The following is a 26,161-nucleotide window of genomic DNA, read 5'->3' on the forward strand; positions in this document are numbered from 1 at the left end:
ATATTTCTCTATCAGCCTATGGAAGTATGCTTAGGGAAACCTATGTTGTAGTATGTGGCATAAAGGCACCTTTATGGGGCTATATAAAAGATTGAGGATATCGAGGAAGTATCTCATCACGTATCACGTGTGGCTTTGACTTTTCTCGATGATTAATGATGCGCAAAAGTATTGCATTTTACGTTAGATGCAATAGAAAGGGTTAGCGTGACTTCCCATACTTCTAGGTTCGGTAGCACGGTATTACTTTGGTGCGATCAAGGCACTGCGACTGTCAACGCGCCGGATCGGGTAGTTGCAGTGATGGCTGGGGATATAGTGGTGGCTCCAGTAGGTGCTTTTGTCTCGGGGCATGGAGTGGTACTGCCAATTACGTTCCCAGATTTTCATTTCCAAGGAAATACTAGGCGTTTGCACTTAGGATCCCGTTGGTCTCATCGTATGGTGTATGAGTTTGCTCGGAGCCTGATGGGGGAGAAGAACTTATCCCCGGAGATAGCAAGCCTTTTTAGTGAGCGTGCATGCCCTCCCCCTGCTCCGCAGGCCGGTGCTGCAAAAATGGTCGCTCAATTACTTGTTGCTAACCCAGCAGATCAGACTTCACTCGTTTCATTTGCTCAACGTTTTCACGTGAGCTCACGGACATTGCAGCGTCAATTCTTGCAGGGAACCGGCTTCACCTTTAGTGAATGGCGTGCGGCTCATCGGGTTTCTGTTGCGGCTACTCTTCTTCCTCATGATTTTACGATTTCAGTGGTCGCAAATTTGGTGGGATTCAGTGCAACCTCATCGTTGACGCGAGCTTTTAGAAGGCATACTGGATTGACACCATCTGCTTTTACAGGCAGTGCAACGGGGATGGGAAGCGTAGGGGAGCCTCCACACATTCCTGCGACAACCACCTTTGCTCGTGCTGAGCAGGATCTAGCGTTGTGGATTTATAAAGGTACTGCAACTGTGACTACTCCTGGATATTGTCGTTTTGTGGGCATGGGAGAAACAGTGACTATCCCTTCTGGGACTCACACCAGAGTTGATGTTGCGGCGGGCTCGATAGCGCTGCCGATTCCGTTGGCACATGCTAACGAGGGGTTGACGCTCATGGATGCGCTAAAACACTGTTTAAATCCGGCAACCACAGCGGAATTGCGCCCTCTTGCGGCAAACGAGAGAGTTGCTGCGGAAAAGCTTTTGATCCCCAGCCCATAAACGCTCTAGGAAGTAAAGAGCGAGGCATTTTTTAATTACGGGAACAAAAGTGTTACCTGTATCGTTTCTAGGTAGTACATAGAAAATGAATCGGTGCGAAAGGAAAAGTGTCGCCCCATGCGCAGTAGCAATCCGGTCTTAAATTCTCTGACGGGTTCCCGCCAACGACAGACCCAGGCGGGCTACCAGCAGCAGATCGATAACCCCTATGGGGGATATGGTTACAATCAGCTTGATCCGCAGGTTAACGATCGTCCCATGACCGTGGATGATGTTGTCTCTAAAACGGGAATTACCCTTGGAGTCATCATCGCGTTTGCGATCCTTAACTTCGGAATTGCCCAGGTGAATTCCGGCATTGCGTTGATGCTGACGGGCGTCGGCGCTATCGGCGGTCTGATCACTGTTCTGATCTCTTCCTTTGGTCGTAAGTTTGGCTCTGCGCCTATCACCTTGACCTATGCGGCATTTGAGGGATTGTTCGTAGGCGGTATCTCGCTTGTCTTGTCTGGTTGGCTTGTCGGCGGGCAAAACGCTGGAACCTTGATCGGTCAGGCAGTGCTGGGCACTGTTGGCGTTTTCCTGGGAATGCTGTACGTGTACAAGACAGGCGCAGTGAAAGTGACGCCTAAGTTCAACAGGATTCTCACCTCCTGCATCATCGGTGTTCTCGTTCTTGTGGTGGGTAACCTGGTGTTGAGCCTCTTCGGTGTGAACCTCGGACTTTATAATGGCGGCCCTATCGCTATTATCTTCTCGCTCGTGTGCATCGGACTAGCAGCGATGAGCTTCTTGCAAGATTTTGATATCGCTGACCGTCTCATCCGTCAGGGAGCTCCCTCCAAGAATGCATGGGGCGTGGCACTCGGCTTAGCTGTGACGCTTGTGTGGCTGTACACGGAGATTCTCCGTCTCCTGAGCTACTTCAACCAGAGGTAAATACGAAATACGCATTTTAAGGTGGCTGCTTCCTAGGAAGCAGCCACCTTTTTGCGTTATAAGGGAATTATCATTCCATCGATATAAACATCAGCGAAAACGATAGCTTCTGCACTTTGTAGTGGATTTCTTAAGGTGACTGTCACCGGTGTACGAGTGGCTTTTTCCATTTCTCTGAATCCAGTGCCAACGGCTTCAAAAGAATTCCACCAAGACCACGTGATATCAACAACGCGGTTGTTTTTATCAGTGCATGATAAAGAGATTTTGCGAGGTTTAGTAGTCGGAGAACCAACGCAGTCAATGAATGATGGAACCTGACCAGGCGCTAGGAGAGGGGGTGAAGGCGAGAGAAAAGGCTCGCTGGTTACTGCCGTACTGGAACGTGATGAGCTACTGCGATGTTGAGGTACTCGAGTTGATGGTGGCGTCGTCACGCTAGCAGTTAAGCGCGCGCTCGTTGCCGTAGCAATCTTTTTAGGTGAGTCCACGTGGGAAGCAGGTGTGCACGCTAGTGAGGAAAGGCAAAAGCCCGCTGCAATAAGGGAATAAAAGCAGCGGGCGATGCAGCGCATTAGTTTTTACGCATGGTAGCGGCCTTGGTGGAGTCGTAAGGCTCTGCAGTAACTACGGTCACCGTGATGGTTTTGCCATTGGGAGCAGTGTACTCGCGAGTCTCGCCTTCCTTAGCGCCGACAACTGCAGCACCGAGGGGAGACTGCTCAGAGAAGGTCTCCAGGTCCTTGTTATCGGAGGCTGCCGCACGGGTACCGATGAGGAAGGTTTCCTTATCGTTCTTATCACCGTTGTAGTAAACGTGCACTACGGAACCAATGTGGGCGACACCTTCCACGATACCTACACGCTCGGTGGTGGAGTTAGCGAGGATTTCGGAGATCTGCTTGATGCGAGCTTCTTCTTGATCCTGCATTTCACGTGCAGCGTCGTAACCGGCGTTTTCCTTGAGATCGCCTTCCTCGCGGCGCTCGTTGATCTCAGCTGCGACCTCGGGGCGGTGTGCAATAAGTGCATTGAGCTCTTCTTCGAGCTTAGCCTTGGTTTCCGGGGTGATGTACTGCTTTTGGTTTTCGGCCATAATCCGTATCCCTCTACACGTTGGTAATCGAGGCAATCCGCAATGTAAATCAATGGCAGCGAGGAACCTAAGAGGCGAAAGACGCTTCAAGGTATCTTCTGTTGCCATGATGATGGCCCCGAATAAAAGAATTTACGTGCGGTTTGGCACGGCAACACTTACGTTTCGGGGCCGAATCACGCGGATAGCGCGCTTTTGCTGGGATTCTACCACAGATGTTGTGGCTGGGAGATCCTGCTAAGAGGCTGTGCGTGTCCTTTGATGTGGTTAGCTACGGTTCAGGTAGAAAGGGATGGAAGAACTACAGCCATAGAGATTTCCGGATACGGCGCCCTTAGACGTCTTGATAGGGACCTCGATACGCTGAGTTTTATCCCCTCCACTGGGCAAAAAGAATTCGCGACGTCCTACTTCGGCCATCTCGTAGTCTAGGGCCGTAACGATGCAGTAATGATCGACGTCCGTATTGTCCCTGGTTACGTCGACAGTGAGAGCGAAATTGTTGTCATCAACCTGCATAACATTGGCGATCTGCCCAGAAATCTTTGTTTGGCGATCTTGCTGTACAAATTTGATGAGCGCAACCGCGATTGCAGCGGTGATAACGAGGACCAGAATGGCAAGGAGCTTGCCGCTTAGGTTAGATGATTTTTGTGGTTTCTGGGGATCCGAGTAGCGTGCGCGGGCGGTATTACTGCTGCTTGATGACGAAGGCTCTTGTGGTGCCATCTCTTACGCTCCTCGGTGAGATCCTGTACCCGCCATCTCGCTTATTGCTCCAGCATCTGCGGCGAAGCGCGGGTAGCGTGGGCGACTTCTCGACGCCTCCTGTGCACACATCATAGTATCCGATCAGTAACTCACCCCTGCACTAGCAACTCCGACTAAACTGCGGCTTTATAGTTGAAGAACAAATGACTAGCTAGGAAAGGACCACTCCTATGCGCGGGTTGCGTCTTCTCGCTATACATGCTCATCCAGATGATGAGGCCAGCAAAGGTGCCGCTACGATGGCAAAGTACGCCGCTGAAGGCTGCGACGTGCTCGTTTTGACCTGCACTGGTGGCGAGCGGGGAGCCATCCTTAATCCGGCCATGGATAAACCTGGAATCCTAGAAAATATGGCGCAGGTGCGTAGGAAAGAGATGGCGGAGTCAATTCGCGCCATAGGTGCTCACCATTGTTGGCTGGGTTACATCGATTCAGGGCTGCCTGAAGGAGATCCTTTACCTGCGTTACCACCCGGATGCTTTGCGCTTGCGGACACCGAGGAAGTAGTGGATAAGGTCGTTGCAGTGATTCGAGAGTTCCAGCCACACGTGATCATTACCTACGACGAAAATGGTGGTTATCCTCATCCTGACCACCTTAAGGTCCATGAAGTCTCTATGCTTGCTTGGGATCGTTCAGGGCAGACAGCTTATAAACCAGAGCTTGGAGCTGCGTGGGAGCCGCTCAAACTGTATTACACACATGGGTTTATCCGACAACGTATGCAAATGTTCCACAACTTGCTGATTCAAGAGGGGAAAGAAAGCCCTTACGTGGACATGCTTGAGCGATGGCAGATTCATCGTGCGGACATCATGGCGCGTGTAACCACCCAAATTCGATGTGAAGAATATTTTGAGCAGCGTGATGAGGCTTTGCGTGCCCACGCCACGCAAATAGATCCTGCAGGGGCTTTCTTTGGTACTCCGGTGGAAGACCAACAGCGTTTATGGCCTACTGAGGAATTTGAGTTGGCAAGAACACGCGTAACTACTGCCATTCCAGAAAATGACCTCTTTGCTGGAATTGATCGAGAGTATAAAGACCTGAATCGCCCATAATGTGAAGTGTTGGTTAATTCACAGCTAAGTAAAAGCGGTACGAGCTGATGGTCGGGCAACTGAACTTTTCTTGGCGTTTCCTGCGTTTTTAACCACTCTAAGTGAAGCAGAGTGGTGCAGCATGGGGAGCGAGAGCAAAAACGAGACCTTATTTAATAAAAGTGTGTTTTCTCTGAAAGTGAGTCCGCGCTAGAATTTATCAGTTCCCCTGTAGCGCAGCATCGCCGGCATACGGGAACGCGTATGTTGAAGTAATGCAGAAAAATTCTCAGCGGACGCAACTGGTGAGGATGACGTAACAGTGACTAGCAGTGACTATGAGGAGAACTCTTAGATGAATACGGTTGATCCAGCCAACGCGATCACCTACCTCGCTCAAACCATCACTGGTCCGGTGGGCTCTGAGTTTGGAAAAGCATCCCCAATCGGGTGGTTTGTGCTGATCGCGTTGCTTGTTGCTGTGCTCTACATTGGTTGGGCATTTCGACGTCGCTATACGCGCCTTCACCGGCGTCGGTTATTTGCGGAAGCACACGGGATCGACCTTTTTGATACCGAGACGCTGGATAAAGCTATGGCAGAGGCCGGAGTGCTTGATCGAGGCAAGAAGTACTGGTTCTAAGCTGACACGTTGTCGGTAGTGCGCTACTGCGTTAGATGGCGCCCTTGCATAAGAAGGCGGAGCAACAACATGAAAGAGACCCTTACATCGCCGCTTAAGGCGGCGCTACAGGCGGTGCTCTATCCATTTTATGAAAAGCGCTTACTGGGAGAGATCGCAGGCGCTAAGCAACCTTCGCACGTTGCCATCATGTGCGATGGCAACCGCAGGTGGGCGCGTGAGGCAGGGTTTGCCGATGTTACCCACGGGCATCGTGTAGGTGCTAAAAAAGTCGGTGAAATGGTCCGATGGTGCAAAGACACCGATGTGGAGTTGGTGACAGTCTATTTACTCTCCACAGAGAATCTAGGCAGAGCTAGCGACGAGCTCGATATGCTTTTTGACATCATCGGGGATGTAGTAGACGAGCTTGCCGACCCAGAGACCAACTGTAGACTTCGCTTGGTGGGGCACTTGGATCTACTTCCTACGGAAGTTGCGGAGCGCATGAACTACGCCCAGGAGAAGACCGCTCATAATACGGGTGTGGCCGTGAACGTAGCGGTAGGCTACGGAGGTCGTCAGGAGATCGTTGATGCGGTACGTGAGCTCATCTCCGGAGAGGTCGAGTCTGGTACTGCAGCGGAGCAAATAGCCGATAAAGTTACCGTGGATTCTATCTCTAAGCACCTTTACACCTCGGGGCAGCCCGATCCCGATCTAGTGATTCGTACTTCGGGGGAGCAGCGATTGTCTGGCTTTCTCCTGTGGCAAGCAGCGTATTCAGAGATTTGGTTCACGGACACGTACTGGCCAGCGTTCCGTCGCCTCGATTTTCTCCGCGCGCTCAGAGAATACTCCAAACGAAGCCGCAGGTTTGGAAAATGATTCACGTCAGATTCCACTCTGTGTATGGCTCGACCAAACACTATGCGGAATCACTAGCGCAATCGGTAGACGCCCTGAGCATCGGAGTGCTCGACGTCCCCATTCCTAGCGACGGACACCCCGTGGTGATACTCAGCCCGGTTCATGGCCCGAGTATCGCCGGCATCAAAGTCGCGCAGCGATACCATGAAACTCATCCGATTGCGCTCGTAGCGGTAGGGATGACGCTTCTCGACGCCGCCCAGAAACGCGATCAAATGCGAAGCTCTGCTCCTGAAAGCTGCGCGCGTTTTTACCTCCCGGGTAGGTTGGACTATTCGCAGCTCAGTTCTACTCATAAGGCGGCAATGACGTCGCTTGTGGCATTTTTAAAGGCTAAACCATTGAAAAATGCGAATGATAAGAGCATTATCGCTGGTTATAACAAGGTTGTGGATCAGGTGGACGTCGACAAGCTACAACCTGTCATAGAGTGGGCGCGCAGCGCAGCCTCCTAGATTTTGCGCATTCTTACGCGCCGCACTTTATGGTTGGAATCTTTACCAAGCACCAAGGAAGCACGTACCCGCGTAGGAAGGATGTGCTCGACCAGGTTGGGGAGATTGATGGTCTGCCAGATCATGCGAGCCTCATTGACCGCAGCAGTGTCGGACATGTCGGCGTAATGAGAGAAGTGCGCATTTGGGGCACGGAATGCTGATTGTCGTAGGTGGAGGAATCGATCGATATACCATCTTTCGATGTCTTCGATGGCGGCATCCACGTACACACTAAAGTCAAAAAGATCGCTGACCGATAAGGTCGGACCGGTTTGGAGTACGTTGAGCCCCTCCAAAATTAAAATATCTGGTTGGCAGATCGTGGCCACCTGGTTTTCCACCCTGTTATAGAGAGTGTGGGAGTACACAGGTGCCGTAACGTGGTGTTTTCCGGATTTTACGTCGGTGACAAAGCGCAGCAGTGCCCGTTGATCGTAGCTTTCCGGATAACCCTTCCTACCCAAAATCCCACGCTTTTTCAGCTCATCCGTGGGATAAAGAAAACCATCTGTGGTGACCAGATCGACTCGCGGATGCTCTTCCCATCGTTGCAAAAGTACCTGGAGTAGACGCGCTGTGGTGGATTTTCCCACAGCCACAGAACCCGCAACCCCAATAATGAACGGAACATGGGCGGCATCTTCGCCTAGGAAGGTTTCTGTTGCTGCAGTCAGCTCTTGACGCGCTTGAACCTGTAGATGAATGAGACGGCTCAGCGGCAGATACACCTCTGCGACTTCTTCCAAATCAATGTTTTCACCGATTCCTCGTAGCTCAATGACCTCTTCCTCAGTGAGAACTTGGGGCATGGACATACGAAGACGCCGCCAGGAATCACGGTCGAAGTCAAGGTATGGGCTGGAATCTTTCGGGCGAGCCATGACGTCTATTGTGCATGGCGGTGCTTGCCTCCCCGAAATTGGTGGGGGCGTAATCTCAAAGTGTGTTCATTTGCACATAATGGAGCTCGTGTCTACGGGGGTGCAACAAACCCAAGGCTGCAGCTGCTTTTCCAACCGAAAGCTGTTGTGGGTCTTGTGATTAGTTAGAATTATTCGCGTAGTGCCCCTACCGGCCACACTTATGCGTTGTTGGTCGGCTACATAATGAGAAAGGTGAAGTGGTCCAGCAATGACAGATGACATCCGCAACCAGTCGCTGAGCGAATTGGATCCCGAAGTTGCAGGTGCTATCGCAGGCGAGCTTGATCGTCAGCGATCCACCCTTGAGATGATCGCTTCTGAGAATTTTGTGCCTCGTGCAGTTTTGCAGGCACAAGGCTCCGTATTTACTAACAAATACGCAGAAGGCTACCCAGGCCGTCGTTACTATGGCGGCTGTGAAAACGCGGATATCGTAGAAGACCTGGCGCGCAATCGCGCAAAAGAGGTCTTTGGTGCGGAATTTGCAAATGTTCAACCACACGCAGGTGCACAGGCAAATGCCGCTGTGCTCATGGCGTTGGCTAACCCAGGCGACAAAATTATGGGGCTGTCGCTGGCACACGGTGGGCACCTGACCCACGGTATGCACCTGAACTTCTCCGGCAAGCTTTATGAGGTTGCCGCATACGAGGTTGACCCCGAGACATTCCGGGTTGATATGGATAAAGTGCGGGAGCAAGCACTAGCGGAGAAGCCACAGGTATTGATCGCTGGTTGGTCTGCATATCCACGTCAGCAGGATTTCGAGGCATTCCGTTCGATCGCAGATGAGGTCGGTGCCAAGCTGTGGGTGGACATGGCTCACTTTGCGGGGCTGGTTGCTGCGGGCTTGCACCCAAGCCCGGTTCCTTATGCGGATGTTGTTTCTACCACGGTGCATAAGACCCTAGGAGGTCCGCGCTCGGGCATGATCCTGGCCAAGCAGGAGTATGCGAAGAAACTCAACTCTGCAGTCTTCCCAGGCCAGCAGGGTGGCCCTCTCATGCACGCTATCGCGGCCAAGGCCGTGGCCATGAAGATTGCTGCTACTGAGGAGTTCAAGAATCGTCAAGAGCGTACTCTTGAGGGTGCAAAACTCATTGCTGAGCGCCTCGTTTCGGCAGACTGCAAGGCTGCAGGCGTGGACGTTTTGACTGGTGGTACCGACGTTCACTTGGTTTTGGTGGATCTGCGTAACTCCCAGATGGATGGACAGCAAGCAGAGGATCTGCTGCACGAGGTAGGCATTACGGTTAACCGCAATGCTGTCCCGTTTGATCCTCGTCCGCCAATGGTCACTTCCGGTTTGCGCATTGGTACTCCGGCACTGGCTACTCGTGGCTTTGATACCGCTGGCTTTGCTGAGGTTGCGGATATCATTGGTACGGCGCTGGCTCAGGGAACAAACGCTAACGTTGCTGAGCTGCGGGCACGCGTGACCAAGCTCGCTGAACAGTACCCGCTGTATGAGGGTCTAGAGGATTGGAAGCTGCTCTAATCCACACGAGGTAATACGAGAAAGCCCCCGGCACCGTGCGTCTTTGTGACGCTGGTGATCGGGGGCTTACATGTTGAGATTTTAGGCCTTGGTAGCAGGTGAATCGGATGCGGGTTCTTCTGTTTCAGTCACGGCATCGGAATTGTGAGGCTGCTGCGAGATAGTGGTGTCGCGAAGCTTCTCATGTTTGATGAGTGATACCAGGATGAGTGCCAGAACCACGATCGGCATGAGAATCACAAAGACCGGAGTAAGCGCGTCGTTGTAGGAAGAAACGAAAGCATCGTGCACAGGGCCAGGCAATTGGTGGACAAGAGCAGGGGTGATTTCATTGGAATCAAGTCCGCCTTGCGCAGCCATAGCTTGTTGTTGCTCAGGAGGAAGCTGCTGGATAGCACCCGGGAGTCGTTCAGCCATGAGAGAGGAAAGGTTTCCAACAAAGATGCCGCCGACAAGGGCAGAACCCAGGGAAGCGCCGATTTGACGGAAGAAATTGTTCACGGCGGTTGCAGAGCCAACGACGTCCATCGGGAGCGTATTCTGCACGATGAGAATCAGGACTTGCATAGAGAATCCCAAGCCAACGCCGAGGATGAAGAGGTAAAGGCCGATCTGCCAGAGAGAGATATCGGTGTGAAGCGTGTGGAACAGCGCGAGTGCGCCGAGCGTGACCACCATGCCGATGATGGGGAAGTGGCGGTACTTTCCAGTTTTAGCGATGCGTGCACCAGACCAAATAGAAAGTCCCATCATGCCGACCATCATGGGGATCATCATGTAACCGGCCTCGGTTGCAGAGATGCCGGAGACCATCTGCATGTACGTAGGAAGGTAGCCTAGGACGCCAAACATGGTGATTCCCAGGACCAAGCCAGCAGCAGTGGTGAGCGCAAAGTTACGGTTGGTAAAGAACGAGAGCGGGATGAGCGGATCAGCTGCTTTGAGCTCAACGAGGATTAAGAGACCTGCGGAAATGACCGTAGTGATAATCAGGCCGATGATCAGCGGATCAGACCACTCATATTGAGAGCCGCCCCAGGTGGTCACGAGTATCAGGGAAACCGTAGCGATGATCATAAAGACAGTTCCCAGGTAGTCCCACGTAAAAGGTTTCTTTTCATGGGTGGGGATGCGGAGGAAGTAGATCGCAATAGCAACTGCGATTGCCCCGAGGGGGAGATTCATCCAGAATGCCCATCGCCAGCCAATGCCCTCAGTAAACCAACCGCCTAGGAGAGGGCCGAGAACAGCGGAAAGGCCAAAGATTCCGCCCATCCAGCCCATATAGCGGCCGCGTTCACGGGCCGGGATGATGTCGGCGATGATCGCTTGAGAGAGGATCATGAGTCCGCCGCCGCCGATGCCTTGAATCGCGCGTCCAGCGATCAGCATGGTCATGGTGTTGGCTATGCCACCAAAGATGGAGCCGATGAGGAAGATGAGAAGCGCTCCGATGAAGAGCCCCTTACGGCCGATGAGGTCTCCAAGTTTGCCGTAGATCGGCAGCATGACGGTCTCTCCGACCATGTAGGCGGTGATAACCCACATCATGTGGTCTACGCCGCCTAGTTCGCCGACGATGGTAGGAAGTGCTGTGGAGAAAATCATTTGGTCCAGGCTGGAAAGCAGCATGGATACCATGAGCGCAGAGAGCACCCACCAGGCGCGTTTTTGTTCCTCGGGAGTCATGCTCGATTCCCGTTTTGCTTTGGGCTTGGTGCGACGTCGAGAAGCTTTGTGCTTTTCTTGCTTTTCGACGTCCACCGAATCGATATCAATGGTGTTCATGGGAAAGTCCTAGATTATAAAAGGGCGTCTTGATGCGGGCTGGTAAGACGCAAAAGGGGAATTTTAGGGAGTTGCTCGGAAAACATCTTGGAATGCGGAGAACATTCCTTCACAAGCGTCACGGAGCTGCTGTGGTGAGGGATAGTCGTTATTAAAAGACTGGAACCCGAGCTTGATGGTGGTGAAAGCAATTCCACAGAGCACTGTGGCCTCACGTTGTTCTTCGAGCTTTGTTTTTCTTGCAGCTGGGTGGGTGCGAAGATATTTGGTGATGAGTTTTTCTAACTCTGAATTTGTTTGGTGAAAACGACCAAAGTGCTGTTGCATGAGCACGGGGTCCTTCTCCCAGATTTCCCTACGGCGTTTTTGCGTCGAAGCGGAAAAATATTCATCACGGGTGGGGTCAAAGATGAGTTTCACCAGCATGCTGAGGACTGCGTTGGGGAGGTCCTCATGCTCAGTTGAGAGGAAAGCTTCCTTTTCTTGTTGTGTAGGTTTTCGCGGGCCTGTGCCTAAGACAGCGTCGTCTTTTGTTGCGAAGTAGTTGAAGAATGTTCGTTTGGACACTCCGACGGGTTCACAAATTTCCTCGACAGTGACGTTGGAAAAACCACGTTCTAGTACAAGGCGCGTTGCGCTATCTTCGATAGCTTGATGAGTACGGATTTTTTTTATTTTTCTGTGGGATTCCATCGGTACTGCACGGTTCCCGCAGGCGTTTCTGTTGATTCTCGCCATGGAATGTGAGAATACGCCCGAAACTGCACAAAGTGCAAAAATTCATCAAGTGAATTTGTTGGCAAATAAGGGCTTTGGTGACGTGTCACACTTCTTACTGGAGCTTAATGTCAAAACGGTGCATAAAAGCAGGTAGGAGCACTGAAGAAAGTTAAAAAACGGCTGAAAAACGGGTAAGGTTACCCATTTTCAGCCGTCGGTACGAGCGGAGAAGCCGTAGGAACTAGTCCCGGTTATTGTTATCCTCATTGCTTGAAGTCGCATTATTGGTGGACTCATTGCGTGAGTTGGCCAGGGTAGTGCGTGCAGCACGCAACCACTCTGGTTGATTTTCCAAGAGAGCTTTGATTTCCGCCGTGGTCAAAGCCTTGTCCATATCATTGCGTTTAAGCGCGGTGATGGTGACACCGAGTTTTTGTGCGACAACCGGACGTGGGTGCGGTCCCGTACGACGCAATTCTTGCAGCCACTCAGGGGGATTGCTTTGAAGTGCCACAAACTCCTCATGGGTGAGGGCGTTAGCTTGGAACTCCTCTGGAGTGGCGGGCAAATAGATGCCCAACTTCTTCGCAGCGGTCTGGGGCTTCATTGCAGTGCCAGACGGCTTACGTACAGATTCTTCATTCACGCGTTCAACGGTAGCATTGTTTTCCATGATGAGCTTAAGTTTTGTCATTGGCACCGAGCCGGACAAGTGGCTGCGCCGATTTGATGACCGCACCCAGCACGGCGGAATCCGTAGCGCTGCCTCACCTGATCCTGTGACACAACTGCTCGAAGATTCCGTGGATATAGCCCTGGTAAGACTGCCTGATTCCCGCATTGATGGCAGTGCAGATCTCCATGTGGTGCGGTTATATCAAGAAAGCATGGGGATAGCGCTGCCCAAAGAGCACACGCTCACGCTCCTGGATAAGCTTTGCGACGCCGACCTAGAAGACGAGATCTGCAATTATCGAATCAGCGACGCCTTGGAACTAGACATCGATGAACTGCGCTCTGCCTTGCAAGTAGTGGCTGCAAACGTCGGCTACGCAATCGCGCCCCGTCCGCTTATCAAGGCTATGAGTGGAAAGCTTATAGAGCATCGAGACTTTGCCTCTCCTACTCACGTGGGGCAGACTTCCATAGCTTTAGCATGGAAAAAGGACCGCGATGCTGAAGACGTTCAAGATTTTGTGGGAATAGCCAAAGGCCGAAAGCCCAATTCTTCTCGGCAATCGGGTGAAAAGAAACTCAGTGCCAGGGAGAAAAGCTTGGCTAAACAACAACGCAGAGAATCTGGCAAAAAAGCAAAGGTGCAGCGGCAGAACGTGGGGAGAAAAACAAAACCACGTGGGCGTCGATAAGGCGCCACAGAGATGTAACCATCGGGTCTCGATCTGCTAACGATTAGCGTAGGCGGTTGCTAAAAAGGTCGGTTCGCCCTCACAATCGGCTCCGCAGTATGTTTGCACTACGGCTTAACACACAGAGGGTGATTTTATGTCTAAAGACAGTCTTCTAGCGAGGAATGGGGCAAAAGCCTTAGCAGCTAGTGTGCTCCTTGCTACGGGGCTAACGGCATGTTCATCCGCAACGGATAAAGCTAGCAATGCGGGACCAGCTTCGAGCTCTTTGCTTCCTACTGATGCTCAAACGCACGATACGGTGTCAGCTGATGCGCCTTCGGAATCTGGAAACTCGGTGGAAAGCACAGCTGGTGCTTCCAAATCGCTTTCTCAGCTGGCAGATTTTCCTCAAGGTGACGATGACAGCGCATTGACCCAATTCTTCCTACCCAACGGAACCGCTATACAGATTCCCTCAGAGTTGGCGGAAAAAATAGGTAAAGCCCGAAACTTTGGGCCTCTCACGGGCGTCGAACACGTTGGCGGGGGTGCATATATGGCCTCATTTGAGGGCGGGAAGTACCTCGTTTATAAAAACGATGACGTTGAGCCCGTGATAGGCAAAATCGCGGAAACGTGGATCGCGCAAGGCGGCGTGAACTCTGATCTCGGGGCGCCGCTCGACGACGAGGAAGCTATTTCCCGCGGTTGGAGTCAAACATTTGAAAAAGGCACTATTTCATGGATCCGGGATGAAAAAGGGGAATACTCAGCGGAGATCCGGAAGAAATAAGGGTCTCAATCCCACGATTCTTAGGAAAGCTGACCTTCCGAGTGGCTAACAAGGTCCTAATTAGACAGAATTGAACACATGCACACAAAGGATTTCTATATCCGACCGTTGCGTCGGACAGACTTTGGGCAGGTTCAACAGATCTATCTCCTCGGGTTGAACACTGGACATGCCTCTTATGAGATTGAGGCACCCAGTTGGGAAAAGTTCTCGGGGACTAAGATTCCCGAGACACTTTTTGTTGCCGTAGATGCGGAAGACGACTCGAAGATCCTAGGGTGGGTATCCGCAGCTCCCATCTCCTCGCGCTCAGTATTCCGCGGGGTTGTGGAAGATTCGATCTATATTCACCCGGATGCCAGAGGGCGGGGAGTCGCCGGGGCTCTCCTAGATAAGCTTATCGACGTGTGCCAAGGGCTAGGAATATGGTCTATTCATTCGTGGATTTTTCCAGAAAATGAAGGCTCTGCGGGCTTGCACGAATCGCGCGGGTTTGAAAAAGTAGGGACCCTCGGACACCTGGCAAAAATGACATATGGCGAAATGGCGGGACAATGGCGTGACACCGATATTTGGGAAAAACTACTTCCTAAGCCGGAAATAGATGATCATACTGCCGCTGCACTAGACCTCAGCTAAGACGATACAAAAGACTGCACTCCGTTGTGAGTGCAGTCTTTTGCTATGGGGTGATAAAACGGTTGGGGCTAGGGCTTGGACACCGTTGTCTCGACTGTCTCGGCAAGCTTCTTTTCCTTTATCAAGGAGAGAAGCACTACCGCAATCAGGGAGATCGGTGCAAGAAGAAGGAAAACGGGCGTGAGGGCATCGTTGTAGGACACGGCGATGGCGTTTTTAATAATGTCTGGTAGCGCGGCGACGGCTGCTGGAGTGAGTTTGCCGCTGCTTTCTACAACGTGGAATTGTTCTGGATCCCCTCCTAGTCGCACTGCGTGTTCAACTGCAGAAGGAAGGTTCATCGACATCTGGCGACCAAGGTTGCCTAGGAATATGGAACCGATAAGTGCTGCGCCTATTGTGCCTCCCACCTGGCGGAAGAAGTTGTTGGCGCCGGTGGCTGTTCCTACTACGGATAGCGGGAAGGAGTTTTGGACGATGAGCACCAAAATCTGCATGGTGCTTCCTATCCCGATACCAAAGGCACAAAGATAACAGCACACCCGCACCAGGGAATCGTCGAAAGCAAGGGAACCCATAAGAACAAGTGCTATAGAGGTAGTGATCTGTCCGGCGAGCGGAAAGACCTTATATCGGCCGGTCTTTGCTACCAGATTCCCCACGGTGATCGATGCGGCAATGAGTCCACCCATCATGGACATCATGGTAAGGCCGGCTCTTGTGGGACTCATGTGGTGAACCATCTGAAGATAAGTGGGCAGATACGCCATAGAACCGAACATGATGACGCCAACTGATAGCCCTGCTCCGGTGGTGAGGACAAAGTTCCGATTTTTAAAAAGCGTAAGGGGAATGATCGGCTCTGGAACCCGTAGCTCTATGAAGATAAGTAGCACGACGAGTAGGAGAGTGCAGAGGAGAAGCCCAATGATCACCGGGTCTGTCCATGCATAGTCGTGTCCGCCCCACGTAACGGAAAGAACTAAAGACGTTGTGGCTAAAGCCATGGTGGTCGCTCCCCACCAATCAAAACGAAACTCTCGTTTCTTGGAAGGGAGTTTGAGCAATAGAGCAATCGCCGTTATGGATATTGCCCCGATGGGAAGGTTAAACCACAAGCCCCAGCGCCAGCCGGGGCCGTCTGTAATCCAACCTCCGATGACAGGCCCTAGGACAGAGGAAACTCCGAAGACCATTCCCATGAGACCCATATATTTTCCGCGTTCTCGCGCGGAAGTAACTTCCGCAGTAATGGCTTGGGATAACACCATTGACGCGCCGCCGGCCACTCCTTGGATTGCTCGTGCTGCGATAAGAACGGGCATGGAGTGTGCCAGCCCTCCTAGTAACGAGCCTGCCATGAAGAGGGCGTTGGCAAAAAGGAAGAGCGGTTTTCTGTTCATGAGGTCGCCCAGTTTTCCAAAAAGCGGCATCGCGATGGTCTGCCCTAGGAGGAAAGCCGTGATGACCCAAGACATATGATGGACACCGCCGAGGCTGCCAACGATTGTGGGTAATGCAGTGGAGAAAATCATTTGACCGAGCGAGCCCATGAGCATGCTGAGCATGAGCGCGCCGATGATCCATCCTATGGGGCGATCGCGTGGTGGCTGCTGTTTGGGGGATGTCGTTGAAAAAGTCATGAGCTTTTCTTGGCAAAGGCGATGAGGATGTCGAGGGCGTGGAAACAAGCGCGGACTAGATCGTTGTAACTTCCGGTTTCGTCGGAGGTCCATTGGTGGTATCCCATGAGAATTGCAGAGATAACGATCCGAACCATGGCTTCTGCTTCAACGCTTGCAGGTGTTTCTAGGACGCGTAGATCGGGATGCTGGGCGAAATAATCTACGACGATTGCAGAGAGTTCTCTTTGGAAGAGAGTGATCTTTTGTTTTGACCAGCTGACATGCTCTGGATTATTTTGGCTGATCGTTTTTCTGCGTCGAAGCAACTCGGCTCGAAGTACTGCGTCTGTGTGCTCTCCGGAAAACGCATTATTAAGGGCTAACGACATTAACGCGTGGGGGAGTTTGTCGTGCTTTGTGTGTAGAAACTCTGAAATCTCTTCTGGCTGGGGAGAACGGGGCGTATTGCCAAAAACCGCGATGTTTTTTGATTCAACATAGTTGAAGAAGGTGCGTCTAGAAATGCCGACTGCAGTGCAAATATCCTCTACTGTGACGATCTCTAAGCCTCGCTCAAGGACGAGCCTGGTTGCATGGTCCTCGATGGATGCGTGTGTTTGTCGGCGTTTCCGCTCGCGTAGGGGGAGTTCAGGGTCGTTCGCCATAAAAGTAAACTTAGTGCAACAATTTACCCTGTGCAAAATTTTGGTAGGAGAGTGGAGCCTAGGTTTTCTCCTAGAAAAGACGAAGAGCTGGGAAGGCATGCGGATGCCTTCCCAGCTCTTAAGCGTGGCTACTAGTTACTTATTTATCGCGATCTGTGTTGCACATCGCGAGGACGTCGAGACGCTTGTCCATCTCTTCTTCTGTGAGGTTGTCACCATCTACAAAGCCAAGATCAATGACCGTCTGACGGATAGTCTTGCCTTCCTTTAGAGCGGTCTTGGCGACCTTAGCGGCGTTTTCATAGCCGATAGCGGAGTTGAGTGGGGTCACGATGGAGGGCGAGGACTCTGCGAGGGTCTTCATGCGCTCTTCATTTGGCAGAATGCCGTCAACCAGGCGGGTGGCGAAGATACGTGCCGTGTTAGCTAGGAGGCGAGAAGACTCAAGCACGTTACGTGCCATCATCGGGATGAAGACGTTGAGCTCGAATGCGCCCTGAGCACCACCGAATGCAACGGCGGCGTCGTTGCCTATAACCTGGGCAGCTACTTGGGTGGCGGTCTCACACAGGACCGGGTTGACCTTGCCAGGCATGATGGACGAGCCGGGCTGCAGGTCAGGCAGGTGAATCTCGCCGAGACCGGTGAGTGGGCCGGAACCCATCCAGCGGATGTCGTTGGCGATCTTAGTCAGCGATACGGCGATGGTGCGCATTGCACCGGAGAACTCCACCAGGCCATCGCGGGCTGCTTGTGCCTCAAAATGGTTGACGCACGGACGCAGCTCTTTAACACCGGTCAAGCTTACGAGTTCTGCAGTGACCTTGTCGCCGAAGTCGGCGGGAGTGTTAAGGCCTGTGCCAACGGCGGTTCCACCGATAGGCAGCTCTCCTAGTCGCGGAAGCGTAGCCTCGACGCGTTCGATACCAGCTTCGATCTGGCGTGCATAGCCGGCGAACTCCTGGCCCAAGGTGACGGGAACGGCGTCCATAAGGTGCGTGCGGCCGGACTTAACCACGCTTTCCCATTCCTTGGCTTTCTTCTCTAGGGACTCCTGGAGAACTTTCAAGCCGGGGATCAGGTCGGTGACAGCGGCCTCTGTGGCTGCAACGTGGGTAGCCGTGGGGAACGTATCGTTGGAGGATTGTCCCATGTTGACATGGTCGTTGGGGTGTACCTCAACGCCGGCTGCATGTGCAATGGAGGCGATGACCTCGTTGGCGTTCATATTGGAGGAAGTGCCGGAGCCTGTCTGGAACACGTCAATGGGGAACTGTGCGTCGTGTTTGCCTTCTGCAACTTCTTTAGCAGCAGCGATGATGGCATCTGCCTGTGCTGCGTCGAGGAGGCCACGATCCTTATTTACCTGTGCGCAAGCTGCCTTGAGCAGTCCCATTGCGCGGATCTGCGCGGATTCCAGTCCACGACCTGAGATGGGGAAGTTCTCCACAGCGCGCTGAGTTTGTGCTCGCCATAGGGCATCAATCGGAACCTTTACTTCACCCATGGTGTCGTGCTCAATGCGGTACTGCTGCTCAGTCATGAATGATCCACCTTTGTAGATACGAAGTTTCTCTTGGTCGTGGACATCGCCCCTCCCATGCATAAGCTCTGGAAAAGGTAAGACGATGTACTCACACGACTACAAGTATGCCGAAAAAAGCTGCCGTATGTGGCTAGGATATGGGGCCGGCGGGTAATGTGACGCACTTCAATGCGGGAATGCCGCAGCGCGGGGGTAAACCCAAGGTGGCCTCACTACATATTTGGTCAGGCCACCTTGGGTTTAAGGAGTCTTATTTGGTTACTTTGGAGTAATCGACGACCGAATACTCCTGCAGTTTTTGTAGCTTGTGGGAAGACTCGATGTAACGGATTGTCCCGGACTTGGAACGCATAACAAGGGAGCGCGTGGTCGCGCCGTTCGCGCGGTAGCTCACGCCGCGGAGCATATCTCCGTTGGTTACGCCGGTCGCCACAAAGAAGCAGTTATCGGAGCTGACTAGGTCATTAGTGAGAAGGACCTGGCTGAGATCGTGACCCGCGCTACGTGCGCGGTCAGCCTCGGCATCATCGCGAGGAGCGAGCATGCCTTGGATCTCTCCGCCCATACATTTCATTGCGCATGCAGTAATGATGCCCTCGGGGGTGCCACCCGTGCCCATCATGATGTCCACGGAGTTGGTCTCCTGGGCTGCTGCTACGGCGCCGGCGACGTCACCATCGCGAATGAGTCGGACCTTTGCACCTGCCTCGCGGATGTCTTTAATAAGGTCTGCATGACGAGGACGGTCAAGGACCACAACAGTCACCTGATCAGGCGCGATGTTCTTTGCTTTTGCTACAGCATTGATGTTGTGTGCGACCGGAGCCTCGATGTCGATGGAGCCGGCAGCCTCAGGGCCCACCGCGATTTTCTTCATGTAGAACACTGCGGATGGGTCATACATGGAACCGCGTTCTGCAGCGGCAAGCACAGAGATAGCATTGGGGCGACCCTCCGCCATCAAGGTGGTGCCGTCGATAGGGTCTACGGCGATATCCACCTCAGCGCCTTCACCGGTTCCCACGTTTTCACCGTTGAACAACATCGGAGCTTCGTCTTTTTCACCTTCTCCGATAACCACGACGCCACGCATCTGGACCGAATTGATGAGTTTGCGCATTGCATCGACGGCAGCGCCGTCACCTTCGTTCTTCATTCCACGACCGACCCATCGCCCTGAAGCCAAAGCTGCGGCCTCGGTGACACGCACGAGTTCAAGGGCTAGGTTACGGTCTGGAATTTCTGGATGAAGGTTGGTCATGAGGGTGGCCTCCTGTGGCGCCTGTATATTCTGCAGAAATTTAACGAGGTCCCTCGCCGAGGGTTGTTTCCTAGCGGGGGATTCTTGATACCCATACATTCTTGCACCCTCGTGGCCTATGGTGGTTGACCAGCACACCCGAAAGTGTGGAAATGTGACCTCTCGCGCAGAATTGAACTAGTGAGAAGGGCATCGCACTACGGCTGTAGGGGGAGTCTTCCTAGGAGAAAAGCGGAAAAGAAGCGGCTAGGAAAGGACTTCTTCGCACGGTCGTGGCTTAGACGTGCCATACTGTTGTGCGTGGCTGTGGAGAAACCTCGTATTTATCAGAACGGCAGAGACATCGTGTTGTCTCTTGGCGTGATCCTTCTTGTTGCTGCTCTTAGCATTGGTTTTACCGGGATGTGCAGTTTTAACAAAGGAGCGCCGGAAAATGGCCCCGTCCATGCCGTCGACGCAAAGACGTATCTTCACCTGGAAGCCCGCAGCATGGGGTTTCCAGTGCGCTATCCAGGGGAGATACCTGGATGGGTAGCTAATTCCGCGCGCCGGGATGATTTGGGGGGAACTCCTGCGCCGGTTGTGGGCTGGGTGATTAATGGGGCTTCCTTTATTCAGCTGGAACAAACTGGGTTGGGGGAGAAGGAAGCTGCTGCAGCATTTGACTCACATGTTCGCGAAAAAACTGGTTCTCACACCGTAGAGGGCGTCACCGTTTCGGAATACAGTTCCGAGGAAAAAGGAGTGCGTGCGTTGTGGATCGCAGACTTGGGAGACTCCCGCATCCTAGTCAGCGGCGCTGCACCCAAGGAAAACTTTGATGAGCTCATCTCTCGGGTGATAAAAGCAGAGCCGATATCCACGCAATAGGAACAAAAAGCTTTACGACGCCACTCAGAAGGCGTCTTCTCCGTCGTCGGCAGGGTGTTTGGCGGCGGTTTTTTCTGTTCCTTGTGCCAGAGCTTGCTCTACGCGGTGTGCTGCTCCGGCGAGATGTTCCTCGCATCGTTTGGCAAGAGCTTCGCCGCGTTCCCAATAGGTGAGGGACTCGTCTAGGTTCATTTGACCGAGTTCCAGGATGCGAACAATCTCAGCTAGCTCGTTGCGGGCTTGCTCATAGCTGAGTTGTTCGATGGCGGTGAAGGAGTCTTCGCCGGTTCCGCGTCCAATCACGTCGCTATTCATCAAAGTTGTCCTTGTTAGTTGTTGATTGAGATAAGAGCGTTGTGTGTAAAGCTAATCAGCAGGTGAGGTCTGCATGCTTGCGGCAGTGATCGAGCCATCGGCAACCCTAATGCGCAGCTGGCTGCCGGGTGGGGATTGGTCGATCGTTGTCACCACCTCTGGTGGCGTCCCATCCCGTGGAATAACTTGAACTACTGCGTAACCACGGGCCAGCGTGGCAGAGGGACCAAGCGCGGAGACCTGACTGCGCAAAGCACCGACGGTAGCTCGCTCATTATTGAGCTGATAGGTGATCTCACGACGAATACCGGTGAGCATTCTGTTCAGGTCATCGGTGTGCGCACGAACCATGGATAAAGGATCCGCAAGAACAGGGCGGGAACGCAAAGCTTGAATCATATGCTGCTCGCGTTGCACCCAACTACGCAGCGCCGCCGCACTGCGGGAGCGCAGTTCTGCAATCAATTCTCGCTCTGCGATCACATCGGGAACTACCCGCTTGGCTGCGTCGGTAGGCGTTGCAGCACGAAGATCCGCAACGTTATCTAGGACTGGGTTATCGGGTTCATGACCAATCGCAGAGACCACAGGAGTGGTGGCTGCAGCAACCGCGCGTTGGAGGGCCTCCTCAGAAAAAGGCAGAAGGTCCTCCACCGAACCGCCTCCGCGCGCGATGATGATGACATCCACAGTGGGGTCAGCGTCGAGCTGATCTAGTGCCGCAATGATTTCGCTTACTGCGCGGGCTCCTTGGACCGCAGTGTTTTTGACCGTGAAGGTGACTTCGGGCCAACGAGATTGGGCAACAGCAAGGACATCGCGCTCCGCAGCGGAACCTCGGCCAGTGATCAAACCGATGTTTCTGGGTAGGAAGGGGAGGGAGCGTTTGAGGGCGGCGTCGAAAAGCCCCTCCTGCGCGAGCTGCTGGCGCAGCCGTTCGATGCGAGCGAGTAGCTCTCCTATACCTACGGGGCGAATGTCGGTGACCCACAGGGAAAAAGAACCGCGACCCGTATAAAACGCGGGTTTTCCGTAGACCACAACTCTGTCGCCGTCGGACAGAGGGGTGGCGAGTGAGCGGATAAGTTGGGTCGGACAGGTGAGCTGGACGCTGGCCTCGGCCTCAGGGTCGCGCAGCGTGATATAGGAAAATTTCCAGCTTGGCTTCACGTTGAGCTGCGTGATCTGACCTTCAACCCACACGTGGCCTAGCTTTTCAATCCAGCCCTTTACCTTGGCGTTGAGCTCGCGAACCGGCCATGCTTGTTCCGGTGCACTCGGCGAACTAGCCACGTACGGCCTCCATCCTCGTTTCACTGCAAAAGATATGTTCTCGTAAAGCATACGGCACAGTGTCTCGGTACATCGCGCAGTAGTTTAAGCTAGTCGTCATGACCTCACCCGACCAACGCCCACATGACGTCACTACTTCCAGCGCGAGCCACAGCCACAGCGACGGTAACACCGAAGGCAAGCGCGTCCTAGTAGCGGCTCCTCGCGGATATTGCGCCGGAGTAGACCGAGCCGTAGAAACCGTTGAACGCGCTCTGGAAAAATACGGCGCGCCCGTGTACGTGCGTAAAGAAATCGTCCACAACCGCTACGTGGTTGACATGCTTGCCGATAAAGGCGCCATCTTTGTCGACGAGACCGACGAAACCCCCGAGGGAGCTCACCTCGTCTTCTCCGCGCACGGGGTTAGCCCGGCTGTTCACGAGGAGGCGCGTCAACTCAGCCTGAAAACTCTCGACGCAACATGCCCGCTTGTGACCAAAGTTCACAATGAAGTGAAGCGTTTTGCTCGCGACGGCTACCACATTCTCCTCGTCGGCCATGAGGGCCACGAGGAGGTAGAAGGCACTGCAGGTGAGGCTCCTGATGTCACGCACCTTGTCGACGGGGTTGAGGGTGTGGACGCCCTTCCAGATTTTTTGGACAACGAGAAGCTGATCTGGCTATCGCAAACCACGTTGTCAGTTGATGAGACCATGACGATTGTGAATAAGCTGCACGAGCGGTTTAGCCACCTCCACAACCCTCCTAGCGACGACATCTGCTACGCCACCCAGAATCGCCAGGTAGCGGTCAAGGCTATTGCTGAGGAATCTGATCTAGTGATCGTGGTTGGCTCGCAGAACTCATCCAACTCAAAACGATTGGTCGAGGTGGCACTACAGGCAGGAGCTAAAGCCTCTTATCTGGTGGACTACGCTCACCAGATTGATCCCGAATGGCTCAATGACGTGACCACCGTGGGAGTGACCTCTGGGGCATCTGTTCCGGAGATTCTGGTCCAGGGAGTCTTGGAGTACCTCGAACCATTCGGTTTCACCGATGTCAGCGAAATTACCACTGCCGCAGAAAAGATCACTTTCGCGCTTCCTCGCGAGCTGCGTCCGCCTCGCGTTAAAGACTAAAGACATAAAAATCCCCCCTTCCTAGTCACAGTTCAGTTCTGTCTGTGACTAGGAAGGGGGGAATTTTATTGTTAGCTATAAAGATCGTCGTCAAAACGCCGGGTCTTGCGGCGCGATAGCTCAGGATCGATGAGCTTGCGTTCCGGCATGGGGCGCTCGGGGGCCACCCTCCTGGGCTGGGGATGCGGCGCCTGGCTTCGCTGAGGCATGCGCTCGGAGCCTGGGCGGCGTGGCTCTGCGTGAGGAACCGGGCCTTGTGCAGGTGCGGATCGCGGACGAGGTGCATATGTGCGAGGCACACGCTGTTCCGGGTCGTTGAGCGAAGGGCGCGACGCCCGTGGCTTGTGGGGTTGTTCGCGATTACGACGCATGAGCTCGTCGACAGTGACTCGCGATCCCGTGGCCTCGCTGCGGTTGCGTTGGGCCTGAGCGCGTGCTTTTCTTGCCGCGCTGCGGCTGCGATTGTTGGCTTCAGTCTGGCGTATTCTGTTGCTCGTCTTGACGTCGGTGATGCGTTTTTCCCCACGACGCAAAAGCATGATGCGCACAACAGCGATGAGCGCCGCCCCCACGGTGACCGAGATAAGCAACGGAAAATGCTGCGTCAACGGATAAGCCGCTGTGATGACCTGAGATCTGCGGATAGGAGCCCCGTCTGCTGTATTAGCTTGCACGAGGAACCATCCGGTAGCCAGGACCGCTATGGAATAGAGCAACGGAATGCTCGCGACCATGAGGAAGAGGCCTCGTGGTTCTGTAAGCAGCGTAAAAACGATAGCAAAGATGGCAAAAAGCGCTAGGAAAGGCCAGCCAATGACACCCGTAGATAGCGTGATCAATAGTCCAGTGATCAACGCTGCCGCGAGGATCGACATCGATGACCACACAGAGATGCCGAAAAACTTCCCGGACGCTTGCTGCGTCTGGGATTGATGGCGAGTTTCGGACGTTTGTGACACGTTTGTTATCTTACGCAACGAGCGCGATCTTAGGAATTTAATAAGGTTGTGTCGCGGGAGCGTCGAGAGGCATTTTTATTTATGTTTGCCAAAGAAGTGAACAAGATCGTTGAGCTTATCCAACGGAGAAATAGCTCCTGTCCTGGTATCTGTCCCCTCTACGGAGGCATGATGAGTAGCGTCGGTTTTTTGCTCTTGTTGCTCGCGGCGTCGCTTTTCTAAGAGTTCTTTTCCGCGGCGTTCGCCAAATTTTCCGGTGATGGAACCGGCGGTAGTAACAAAAGTGATCTCATCGGCTGACTTCTCTCCAGCCCGTAATGCCGTCATGTCTTGGAGGTAACGGAAGAGGACGGCGATCATTGCGGCAGTGGGAACGGCTAGGAAAGCGCCCATGATTCCAAACAGCCCGCCGCCCACAGTCACAGACACCAGAACGACCACCGGGTGCAGATTCATTGCTCGCGATTGAAGCAGGGGAGAAAGCACGTTGCCCTCTAGCTGTTGCACCGCAAGAACGATGGCCAGTGTGATGATTGCCTTGGTAAGCCCCAGCGATACAAGTGCCACTAAAACGGCGAGGGCTCCGGCTACAAACGCTCCGATGATGGGGATGAAGCCAGCGATAAAGGTGAGCACGGCAAGGGCTAAGGCCATAGGAACGCCGAGTAGGATGAGGCCTGCTCCGATGAAGATGGCGTCGACAAGCGAAACCAGAGCCTGAGCGCGGACGAAACCCCCGAGCGTGATCCAGGAGCGAGTAAGTAACTCTGTGAGATGCCAGCCTGCGCGCTTGCCCACGATGTTGCGCAGCCAAGGCAAGAATCCTTCTCCGTCTTTGAGGAAGAAAAACGTAAGCACCAAGACCACACCGATGGTGACTAAGGCCGAGGTAGCTATGCCGATACCTGAGAAAATTTCGCCTGCGATGGTCCCGCTTTGGCGTTGGAACCATTGCACCGCAGTATTAATGCGATTGCTGAGCTCATCTGAGTCGAGATTAAAAGGGGGGCCCTGAAGCCACAGCTGTACCTTTTGAATCCCTTCAAATGCTTGGAAGTACAACGTCTGTGATTGGCGAGCTATATCGGGGGAGATAACCCAGATGAGGCCGCCGAAAAAGCCAAAACTGGCAAGGATGCTCACGAGTGCAGCAAGACCGCTGGGGACTCCTCGCTTGCGCATCCATGCCGTGGGACCCCACAACACTGTGCAGACGATCAACGCCAAAATAACTGGGAGAAGGCCTCGCCAGAATTGTTTAATCACGTACCAGCCGGCAAAGCCCGTCGCCGCGATGATCAGGATGCGGATGCACCATTGGGCTAAGACTTTGACGCCGTCAGCAATAATTTCAGAGCGGTCAATATGGGTGCGCTCGGAGCTTGGTTCGAGTTCCTCGAAGATGGCTGTTGCTTCCTCGTCAGGCAAGGAGCTTGTCGACGATTCCGTGCGCGGCTCTACAGGTTCGGTGTTCCCCGGAGTCGCCGTGGGCTGCGAAGACGCGGGGCTGGCGACGTGCTGGTTCATCCGGTTATCCTCAGCATCGAATAGCGCCCCGAGCTCTTCTGGCAGGGGATTTGTGGCCGAGTGGTCGTGGGGCGAAGTATTCGAAGTCACAACAACATTGTGCCTTATACGCACGGTATGCATCGGTAGCGACTGTCGCAGCCACCCCGCCCGAATGAACTC

Annotated in this window: 27 protein-coding genes; 13 read left to right on the forward strand and 14 right to left on the reverse strand. The window is 53.4% G+C overall.

Annotated elements, in window-relative coordinates; translation table 11 throughout:
• Positions 1-207: 207 nt before the first annotated feature.
• The 3 genes from CULFRC11_RS03805 (at position 208) to CULFRC11_RS11425 (ending at position 2,590) form a co-directional block, all read left to right on the forward strand.
• A complete protein-coding gene (locus CULFRC11_RS03805; RefSeq protein ID WP_023635421.1) occupies positions 208-1,209 on the forward strand; it encodes a helix-turn-helix domain-containing protein in 1,002 nt (333 codons plus the stop codon).
• A gap of 117 nt (positions 1,210-1,326) precedes the next feature.
• Positions 1,327-2,148 carry a Bax inhibitor-1/YccA family protein gene (locus CULFRC11_RS03810; RefSeq protein ID WP_023635422.1) on the forward strand — a complete coding sequence of 274 codons (822 nt, stop codon included), beginning with the start codon at positions 1,327-1,329 and terminating at the stop codon, positions 2,146-2,148.
• Between the two features lie 307 nt (positions 2,149-2,455).
• Complete coding sequence (locus CULFRC11_RS11425; RefSeq protein ID WP_258863418.1) at positions 2,456-2,590, forward strand: hypothetical protein; 135 nt, start codon at positions 2,456-2,458, stop codon at positions 2,588-2,590.
• Positions 2,591-2,722: 132 nt separating this feature from the next.
• Here the strand turns inward: CULFRC11_RS11425 and greA are convergent, their stop codons facing one another.
• Together greA and CULFRC11_RS03820 are read right to left on the reverse strand one after the other, a co-directional pair.
• The gene (gene greA / locus CULFRC11_RS03815) at positions 2,723-3,244 is read right to left on the reverse strand and encodes a transcription elongation factor GreA (RefSeq protein ID WP_013911150.1); all 522 of its coding nucleotides are present in this window, start codon (positions 3,242-3,244) and stop codon (positions 2,723-2,725) included.
• A 267-nt stretch (positions 3,245-3,511) separates the two neighbouring features.
• Positions 3,512-3,973: a DUF4307 domain-containing protein gene (locus CULFRC11_RS03820; RefSeq protein ID WP_023635424.1), complete on the reverse strand. Its 462-nt coding sequence runs from the start codon at positions 3,971-3,973 to the stop codon at positions 3,512-3,514.
• 212 nt (positions 3,974-4,185) lie between these two features.
• Here CULFRC11_RS03820 and mca point away from each other — a divergent pair, with 212 nt between their 5' ends.
• From mca to CULFRC11_RS03840, 4 genes are all read left to right on the forward strand, one after another.
• Entirely contained in the window at positions 4,186-5,076 is an 891-nt protein-coding gene (gene mca, locus CULFRC11_RS03825) for a mycothiol conjugate amidase Mca (RefSeq protein ID WP_013911152.1), read from the forward strand.
• A gap of 334 nt (positions 5,077-5,410) precedes the next feature.
• Positions 5,411-5,698, forward strand: coding sequence for a hypothetical protein (locus CULFRC11_RS03830; RefSeq protein ID WP_014525544.1), 288 nt, complete (start codon positions 5,411-5,413; stop codon positions 5,696-5,698).
• Positions 5,699-5,767: 69 nt separating this feature from the next.
• Positions 5,768-6,565: an isoprenyl transferase gene (locus CULFRC11_RS03835; protein WP_023635425.1), complete on the forward strand. Its 798-nt coding sequence runs from the start codon at positions 5,768-5,770 to the stop codon at positions 6,563-6,565.
• Positions 6,562-7,062, forward strand: coding sequence for a flavodoxin domain-containing protein (locus CULFRC11_RS03840; RefSeq protein ID WP_023635426.1), 501 nt, complete (start codon positions 6,562-6,564; stop codon positions 7,060-7,062). Before CULFRC11_RS03835 ends, CULFRC11_RS03840 begins: the two co-directional genes overlap by 4 nt.
• On the opposite strand, the gene coaA is transcribed toward CULFRC11_RS03840, so the two are convergent.
• Positions 7,059-7,985, reverse strand: coding sequence for a type I pantothenate kinase (gene coaA / locus CULFRC11_RS03845; protein WP_013911156.1), 927 nt, complete (start codon positions 7,983-7,985; stop codon positions 7,059-7,061). The genes CULFRC11_RS03840 and coaA overlap by 4 nt on opposite strands.
• Before the next feature lie 250 nt (positions 7,986-8,235).
• On the opposite strand from coaA, the gene glyA reads away from it, so the two are divergent.
• The gene (gene glyA / locus CULFRC11_RS03850) at positions 8,236-9,525 is read left to right on the forward strand and encodes a serine hydroxymethyltransferase (protein ID WP_023635427.1); all 1,290 of its coding nucleotides are present in this window, start codon (positions 8,236-8,238) and stop codon (positions 9,523-9,525) included.
• 81 nt (positions 9,526-9,606) lie between these two features.
• On the opposite strand, the gene CULFRC11_RS03855 is transcribed toward glyA, so the two are convergent.
• The 3 genes from CULFRC11_RS03855 to CULFRC11_RS03865 form a co-directional block, all read right to left on the reverse strand.
• Positions 9,607-11,313, reverse strand: a complete 1,707-nt coding sequence (locus CULFRC11_RS03855) for an MDR family MFS transporter (RefSeq protein ID WP_023635428.1) — start codon at positions 11,311-11,313, stop codon at positions 9,607-9,609.
• Positions 11,314-11,376: 63 nt separating this feature from the next.
• Complete coding sequence (locus tag CULFRC11_RS03860) at positions 11,377-12,006, reverse strand: TetR family transcriptional regulator (RefSeq protein ID WP_029974991.1); 630 nt, start codon at positions 12,004-12,006, stop codon at positions 11,377-11,379.
• A gap of 268 nt (positions 12,007-12,274) precedes the next feature.
• Positions 12,275-12,706 carry a DUF5997 family protein gene (locus CULFRC11_RS03865; RefSeq protein ID WP_031270159.1) on the reverse strand — a complete coding sequence of 144 codons (432 nt, stop codon included), beginning with the start codon at positions 12,704-12,706 and terminating at the stop codon, positions 12,275-12,277.
• On the opposite strand from CULFRC11_RS03865, the gene CULFRC11_RS03870 reads away from it, so the two are divergent.
• The 3 genes from CULFRC11_RS03870 to CULFRC11_RS03880 all read left to right on the forward strand — a co-directional run bounded on the left by CULFRC11_RS03870 (position 12,705) and on the right by CULFRC11_RS03880 (position 14,814).
• Positions 12,705-13,400, forward strand: coding sequence for a LysR family transcriptional regulator substrate-binding protein (locus CULFRC11_RS03870; protein WP_031270161.1), 696 nt, complete (start codon positions 12,705-12,707; stop codon positions 13,398-13,400). The two genes, CULFRC11_RS03865 and CULFRC11_RS03870, sit on opposite strands and share 2 nt — an antisense overlap.
• A gap of 136 nt (positions 13,401-13,536) precedes the next feature.
• Positions 13,537-14,175: an LGFP repeat-containing protein gene (locus CULFRC11_RS03875; protein ID WP_023635432.1), complete on the forward strand. Its 639-nt coding sequence runs from the start codon at positions 13,537-13,539 to the stop codon at positions 14,173-14,175.
• Positions 14,176-14,253: 78 nt separating this feature from the next.
• The gene (locus CULFRC11_RS03880) at positions 14,254-14,814 is read left to right on the forward strand and encodes a GNAT family N-acetyltransferase (RefSeq protein WP_013911162.1); all 561 of its coding nucleotides are present in this window, start codon (positions 14,254-14,256) and stop codon (positions 14,812-14,814) included.
• A gap of 68 nt (positions 14,815-14,882) precedes the next feature.
• Here CULFRC11_RS03880 and CULFRC11_RS03885 read toward each other — a convergent pair whose 3' ends face one another.
• From CULFRC11_RS03885 to glpX, 4 genes are all read right to left on the reverse strand, one after another.
• Positions 14,883-16,457, reverse strand: a complete 1,575-nt coding sequence (locus CULFRC11_RS03885) for an MDR family MFS transporter (RefSeq protein ID WP_023635433.1) — start codon at positions 16,455-16,457, stop codon at positions 14,883-14,885.
• Entirely contained in the window at positions 16,454-17,104 is a 651-nt protein-coding gene (locus CULFRC11_RS03890) for a TetR/AcrR family transcriptional regulator (protein ID WP_023635434.1), read from the reverse strand. Before CULFRC11_RS03890 ends, CULFRC11_RS03885 begins: the two co-directional genes overlap by 4 nt.
• A 139-nt stretch (positions 17,105-17,243) precedes the next feature.
• Positions 17,244-18,647 carry a class II fumarate hydratase gene (locus CULFRC11_RS03895; RefSeq protein WP_023635435.1) on the reverse strand — a complete coding sequence of 468 codons (1,404 nt, stop codon included), beginning with the start codon at positions 18,645-18,647 and terminating at the stop codon, positions 17,244-17,246.
• 253 nt (positions 18,648-18,900) lie between these two features.
• On the reverse strand, positions 18,901-19,911 hold the full coding sequence (gene glpX, locus CULFRC11_RS03900; RefSeq protein WP_014525554.1) for a class II fructose-bisphosphatase: 1,011 nt from the start codon (positions 19,909-19,911) through the stop codon (positions 18,901-18,903).
• Between the two features lie 300 nt (positions 19,912-20,211).
• Between glpX and CULFRC11_RS03905 the strand changes: the two genes are divergently transcribed.
• On the forward strand, positions 20,212-20,781 hold the full coding sequence (locus CULFRC11_RS03905; RefSeq protein WP_029974982.1) for a DUF4245 domain-containing protein: 570 nt from the start codon (positions 20,212-20,214) through the stop codon (positions 20,779-20,781).
• 24 nt (positions 20,782-20,805) lie between these two features.
• Here the strand turns inward: CULFRC11_RS03905 and CULFRC11_RS03910 are convergent, their stop codons facing one another.
• Both CULFRC11_RS03910 and xseA read right to left on the reverse strand, forming a co-directional pair.
• On the reverse strand, positions 20,806-21,096 hold the full coding sequence (locus CULFRC11_RS03910) for an exodeoxyribonuclease VII small subunit (protein WP_023635437.1): 291 nt from the start codon (positions 21,094-21,096) through the stop codon (positions 20,806-20,808).
• Between the two features lie 51 nt (positions 21,097-21,147).
• Positions 21,148-22,389, reverse strand: a complete 1,242-nt coding sequence (gene xseA / locus CULFRC11_RS03915; RefSeq protein ID WP_023635438.1) for an exodeoxyribonuclease VII large subunit — start codon at positions 22,387-22,389, stop codon at positions 21,148-21,150.
• Positions 22,390-22,487: 98 nt separating this feature from the next.
• Between xseA and CULFRC11_RS03920 the strand changes: the two genes are divergently transcribed.
• Entirely contained in the window at positions 22,488-23,513 is a 1,026-nt protein-coding gene (locus CULFRC11_RS03920) for a 4-hydroxy-3-methylbut-2-enyl diphosphate reductase (RefSeq protein ID WP_014525557.1), read from the forward strand.
• A gap of 71 nt (positions 23,514-23,584) precedes the next feature.
• Here CULFRC11_RS03920 and CULFRC11_RS03925 read toward each other — a convergent pair whose 3' ends face one another.
• On the reverse strand, positions 23,585-24,472 hold the full coding sequence (locus tag CULFRC11_RS03925) for a phage holin family protein (protein ID WP_023635439.1): 888 nt from the start codon (positions 24,470-24,472) through the stop codon (positions 23,585-23,587).
• A 75-nt stretch (positions 24,473-24,547) separates the two neighbouring features.
• A complete protein-coding gene (locus tag CULFRC11_RS03930; protein WP_031270167.1) occupies positions 24,548-26,122 on the reverse strand; it encodes an AI-2E family transporter in 1,575 nt (524 codons plus the stop codon).
• Positions 26,123-26,161 lie beyond the last annotated feature (39 nt).

This window comes from Corynebacterium ulcerans, assembly GCF_000767685.1.
GTDB classification, from domain to species: domain Bacteria; phylum Actinomycetota; class Actinomycetes; order Mycobacteriales; family Mycobacteriaceae; genus Corynebacterium; species Corynebacterium ulcerans.

Excerpts from the sequence above, each read along its gene's own strand:
- CULFRC11_RS03810 (WP_023635422.1), top strand. The coding sequence starts at position 1,327 with ATGCGCAGTAGCAATCCGGTCTTAAATTCTCTGACGGGTTCCCGCCAA.
- CULFRC11_RS11425 (WP_258863418.1), top strand. The coding sequence starts at position 2,456 with ATGATGGAACCTGACCAGGCGCTAGGAGAGGGGGTGAAGGCGAGAGAA.
- greA (WP_013911150.1), bottom strand. The coding sequence starts at position 3,244 with ATGGCCGAAAACCAAAAGCAGTACATCACCCCGGAAACCAAGGCTAAG.
- CULFRC11_RS03820 (WP_023635424.1), bottom strand. The coding sequence starts at position 3,973 with ATGGCACCACAAGAGCCTTCGTCATCAAGCAGCAGTAATACCGCCCGC.
- mca (WP_013911152.1), top strand. The coding sequence starts at position 4,186 with ATGCGCGGGTTGCGTCTTCTCGCTATACATGCTCATCCAGATGATGAG.
- CULFRC11_RS03830 (WP_014525544.1), top strand. The coding sequence starts at position 5,411 with ATGAATACGGTTGATCCAGCCAACGCGATCACCTACCTCGCTCAAACC.
- CULFRC11_RS03835 (WP_023635425.1), top strand. The coding sequence starts at position 5,768 with ATGAAAGAGACCCTTACATCGCCGCTTAAGGCGGCGCTACAGGCGGTG.
- CULFRC11_RS03840 (WP_023635426.1), top strand. The coding sequence starts at position 6,562 with ATGATTCACGTCAGATTCCACTCTGTGTATGGCTCGACCAAACACTAT.
- coaA (WP_013911156.1), bottom strand. The coding sequence starts at position 7,985 with ATGGCTCGCCCGAAAGATTCCAGCCCATACCTTGACTTCGACCGTGAT.
- glyA (WP_023635427.1), top strand. The coding sequence starts at position 8,236 with ATGACAGATGACATCCGCAACCAGTCGCTGAGCGAATTGGATCCCGAA.
- CULFRC11_RS03855 (WP_023635428.1), bottom strand. The coding sequence starts at position 11,313 with ATGAACACCATTGATATCGATTCGGTGGACGTCGAAAAGCAAGAAAAG.
- CULFRC11_RS03860 (WP_029974991.1), bottom strand. The coding sequence starts at position 12,006 with ATGGAATCCCACAGAAAAATAAAAAAAATCCGTACTCATCAAGCTATC.
- CULFRC11_RS03870 (WP_031270161.1), top strand. The coding sequence starts at position 12,705 with ATGATGAGCTTAAGTTTTGTCATTGGCACCGAGCCGGACAAGTGGCTG.
- CULFRC11_RS03865 (WP_031270159.1), bottom strand. The coding sequence starts at position 12,706 with ATGGAAAACAATGCTACCGTTGAACGCGTGAATGAAGAATCTGTACGT.
- CULFRC11_RS03875 (WP_023635432.1), top strand. The coding sequence starts at position 13,537 with ATGTCTAAAGACAGTCTTCTAGCGAGGAATGGGGCAAAAGCCTTAGCA.
- CULFRC11_RS03880 (WP_013911162.1), top strand. The coding sequence starts at position 14,254 with ATGCACACAAAGGATTTCTATATCCGACCGTTGCGTCGGACAGACTTT.
- CULFRC11_RS03885 (WP_023635433.1), bottom strand. The coding sequence starts at position 16,457 with ATGACTTTTTCAACGACATCCCCCAAACAGCAGCCACCACGCGATCGC.
- CULFRC11_RS03890 (WP_023635434.1), bottom strand. The coding sequence starts at position 17,104 with ATGGCGAACGACCCTGAACTCCCCCTACGCGAGCGGAAACGCCGACAA.
- CULFRC11_RS03895 (WP_023635435.1), bottom strand. The coding sequence starts at position 18,647 with ATGACTGAGCAGCAGTACCGCATTGAGCACGACACCATGGGTGAAGTA.
- glpX (WP_014525554.1), bottom strand. The coding sequence starts at position 19,911 with ATGACCAACCTTCATCCAGAAATTCCAGACCGTAACCTAGCCCTTGAA.
- CULFRC11_RS03910 (WP_023635437.1), bottom strand. The coding sequence starts at position 21,096 with ATGAATAGCGACGTGATTGGACGCGGAACCGGCGAAGACTCCTTCACC.
- CULFRC11_RS03920 (WP_014525557.1), top strand. The coding sequence starts at position 22,488 with ATGACCTCACCCGACCAACGCCCACATGACGTCACTACTTCCAGCGCG.
- CULFRC11_RS03930 (WP_031270167.1), bottom strand. The coding sequence starts at position 26,122 with ATGCATACCGTGCGTATAAGGCACAATGTTGTTGTGACTTCGAATACT.